The organism is Amycolatopsis sp. CA-128772 (genome assembly GCF_002904295.1).
In the GTDB taxonomy this organism is placed as follows: Bacteria; Actinomycetota; Actinomycetes; order Mycobacteriales; family Pseudonocardiaceae; genus Amycolatopsis.
The window spans coordinates 1-3,105 of the sequence record NZ_PPHG01000120.1 but is presented as its reverse complement, the minus strand read 5'-3'; the positions used below and the strand labels follow the sequence as shown (position 1 = coordinate 3,105).

Below are 3,105 nucleotides of genomic sequence, written 5' to 3'. Positions count from 1 at the left end.
GATGTTGACCCGGCCGCCGCCGGCGTGGATGGAGTAGTGCTCCGGGTGTCCGGCGAGCAGGACGTCCTCCCGCCCGAACGCCTGTGACAGCCAGCTCGTGAACTGCGCCGCGGTGATGCCGTGCGCGTGCAGCGTCGTCGTGCCGGTCAGCTCCTCGCCGGCTGAGCGCGCGACGTGGTCGCGCAGGTAGGCATCGCCCGCGGCGATCTCGTCGGCGAGGAGGTCGAGGAGGCGCTCGCGGCCGAGCTTGGCCTTGAGCAGCGCGAGGGCACGCTGTGCGGCACGGACCTCGAACCGCGCGATGGCACTGTCGTCCTGTTCGCCCGCCAGCCGGACCCGCGCGCCGCTGTCGATGGTTGCCGTGTCGGTGCTCATGGTGGTTCCTTCGTGGTCAGCGGGTCTGGACGGGGAGTTGCAGGTAGGAGGCGTGGTCGCCGCCGGTGTGGATGACGTGTTCTCCGCGGTTGGCGCCGGCGTACTCCTGGATGCCGGGCATGAGGGTGCCCAGGAGGTTGCGGGAGCTGACGACGAAGCGCAGCTGCTCGCCGGCGCGGAAGGACAGCCCGATCGGGAGCAGGTCGATCTCGACGTCGACGATCTCGCCGGGGGAGAGAAGCTCGACCCGGTCGAAGGTGTGGGCCGGCACCTCGTCGGTGGACAGTTTCTCGTCCAGGTGCCGGGCCGAGACGCGCAGCCGTCCGTCCGATCCCTTGTAGCGCAGAATCGACGCGCCGTGGTCGGTGAGGTCGTGAACCACCGCGGTGCGGTTGGGGACGGTGAAGGCCTGCAGGGGTGTGCCGTGGGCGTCGAGCTTCTGCACCAGGACGAACAGGTCCATGTCGTCGGCGTCGCGGGCCTCGACCCACAGGTGCGCCTTCGGGTAGCCGACGAGCACCGTGTCCTCGTCGAAGCGCGCGAGGAAGGACACCGCGGCCGGGTTCGCGGCGACCGGGTAGGAGACGGCGGCCTCGCCGGTGGGTACGGTGGTCGTCATCGTGCGGGTTCGGCCGTCGAGGTAGTACCTGGTCGCGGTGACGTCGGCCGGGGGGAAGGTGTCCGCGGGGAGGTTGACCCGGTCACCGCCCTGTAGGTCGAGGACGGAGTAGCGGACCCGGGGTGTGCGTTCCCAGTCGTTGTCGAGGTCCTTGAGGTAGTGGTCGAAGAAACGGCGCAGGTCCTCGACGTTGGCCTCGTCGTAGTAGTCGGGCCATTCCTGGGTGTTGTGGATGCGTAGCCACTTCTCGGGGCTGGCCATCCGCCGCCACGCCCGGAAGGTGCCGGCGGTGTGCAGGGTGTTGGAGTAGCTGGCCACGACGTAGGCGGGCACGGTGATCCGGTCGAAGTCGGGGACCTTGTGCTCCCAGAGGCCGTCGGCGAGCGGGTGGAGCTCGGCCTCGGTGAGGACGTCCTCCCTCCGGTTCTTGCCGAAGAAACTGCCCTCCTGCAGCTGGCGGACGAATCCGGTGTCGGGCATTCCGCCGCGCATCACCAGGTCGCGGTAGACGTCGCTGACGCCTTCCCACGGGTTGATCGCCGCCAGGTGCGGCGGCTGTTCGGCGGCGGTGAACCATTGGGAGACCGCGAGGTAGGACGTGCCGCTCATGCCGACTTTGCCGGTGCACCATTCCTGCTGGGCAAGCCACTCGATGAGGTCGAAGCAGTCCCGGCCCTCCTGGCGGTCCCACAGGACGCTGTCGCCCTCGGAGTCGACGACGCCGCGGATGTCGGGATTGCAAACCGCGTAGCCCCGGGCGCACCAGTACGCCGGGTCCGGGCCTTCGAACTTCTCCAGCCCCGACACGATCCCGTTGTCGAGGCCGACCATGCCGAAGACGCCCATGACGCTCGCCGAAGATCCTTGTCCCTTGCCGTAGGGGCTCCACGCCACGATCACCGGCACGGGCTCCGTGCCGACCGGGCGGAATACGTCGACGTGGATGGTCACACCGTCGCGCAGCTGCACTGCGACGTCCTTCTCGAAGACGACGTCGACCGGCAGGGGGCGGAACGGCGGGGCGAGGCGGAAGCCGGCCTCGAGAATCCGGGTGCCCGGCTCGAACGGCGTCAGCACCCCGGTCCGGGCGGGCGGCAGCGGCTGGGACGGCACGAACACCTTCTGGTCATTGCTCACGACGGGCTCATTTCGCTCGGGCACGTCCTGGTGCCGCGGTCTTGCCTGTTTCGACCGTACGGCCGACTCGCCAAAAACTCAACGCTTGTGGAGAAAAAGCTGTGGCCGTTACACTCGTCCGGATGACCGCCCAGGAGGAGGCGCCGGCGACGAGGGCCCGTCGCGGCCGCAAGCCCGGACCCGGCAGCACAAGGCAGGCGGTGCTCGACGCGGCGAGAGCGCGGTTCGCCCGTGACGGCTTCGCCGGGACCACGATCCGCCGGATCGCCGCCGACGCCGGGGTGGACGCCTCCCAGGTGATGCAGTTCTTCCGCTCGAAGGACGACCTCTTCGCCGCCGTCATGGCCGTCCCCGTGTCGGCGCTGGAGCGGTTCGAGACTGCTTTCGAGGGGCCGGACGAGCACCTCGGCGAACGCGTGGTGCGCGCGTATCTGCGTGCGTGGGAGGGCAGCGCTGAGGAGTCGGAGCCCCTGATGGCGATGCTGCGGGGGCGCGGTCGGCAACGAGAACGCGTGCGTGCAGCTGCGCGAGTTTATCCAGTCCCGGTTGCTGCACGGCGCCGGTGGCGGTGGCGATGCGATGCTGCGCGCCGGCCTGGCCGCGGCGATGCTGGTCGGCATCGTCACCAGCAGGCGGATCATCGGGGTGCCCGTGATCGTCGCTGCCGACACCGAACAGATCGTGGCGACCGTCGGTCCCGCGATCCAGCAGGTCCTGACCGGCTGACGGTTTCACCCGGCGTCCGGCCACGCGCGGATCTCCTTGTCGTGCTCGCCCGGCGCAGGCGGAGCGGTGTGGGTCCGCGGAACCTCGGTGCCGTCGAGGCTCGCCATCCGCAGCGGCGGTCCCGGCAGCCGGATCGTGCCGAGGGGCGGGGTGGTCGACGTTGATGACCAGACCTTGGCTGAGGGTCTGGTCCCAGGTGTAGACCTCGTCCAGGGTGCGCACCTTTCCCGGCGGGACACCGGCCTCGG

At 69.9% G+C, this 3,105-nt stretch carries 2 protein-coding genes and 2 pseudogenes; 2 read left to right on the top strand and 2 right to left on the bottom strand.

Annotated elements, in window-relative coordinates; all coding sequences use genetic code 11:
• Positions 1-375, bottom strand: a 375-nt coding sequence (locus C2L59_RS46665; protein ID WP_199199830.1) for a hypothetical protein, incomplete at its 3' end; no start/stop codon positions are given.
• A gap of 16 nt (positions 376-391) precedes the next feature.
• Positions 392-2,131, bottom strand: a complete 1,740-nt coding sequence (locus C2L59_RS46660; protein WP_103356000.1) for a CocE/NonD family hydrolase — start codon at positions 2,129-2,131, stop codon at positions 392-394.
• A gap of 122 nt (positions 2,132-2,253) precedes the next feature.
• Between C2L59_RS46660 and C2L59_RS50570 the strand changes: the two are divergent.
• Both C2L59_RS50570 and C2L59_RS48430 read left to right on the top strand, forming a co-directional pair.
• A pseudogene (locus C2L59_RS50570) lies at positions 2,254-2,460 on the top strand (TetR/AcrR family transcriptional regulator); the annotation flags it as partial.
• Positions 2,461-2,635: 175 nt separating this feature from the next.
• Positions 2,636-2,857 (top strand): annotated as a pseudogene (locus C2L59_RS48430) (hypothetical protein); the annotation flags it as partial.
• Positions 2,858-3,105 lie beyond the last annotated feature (248 nt).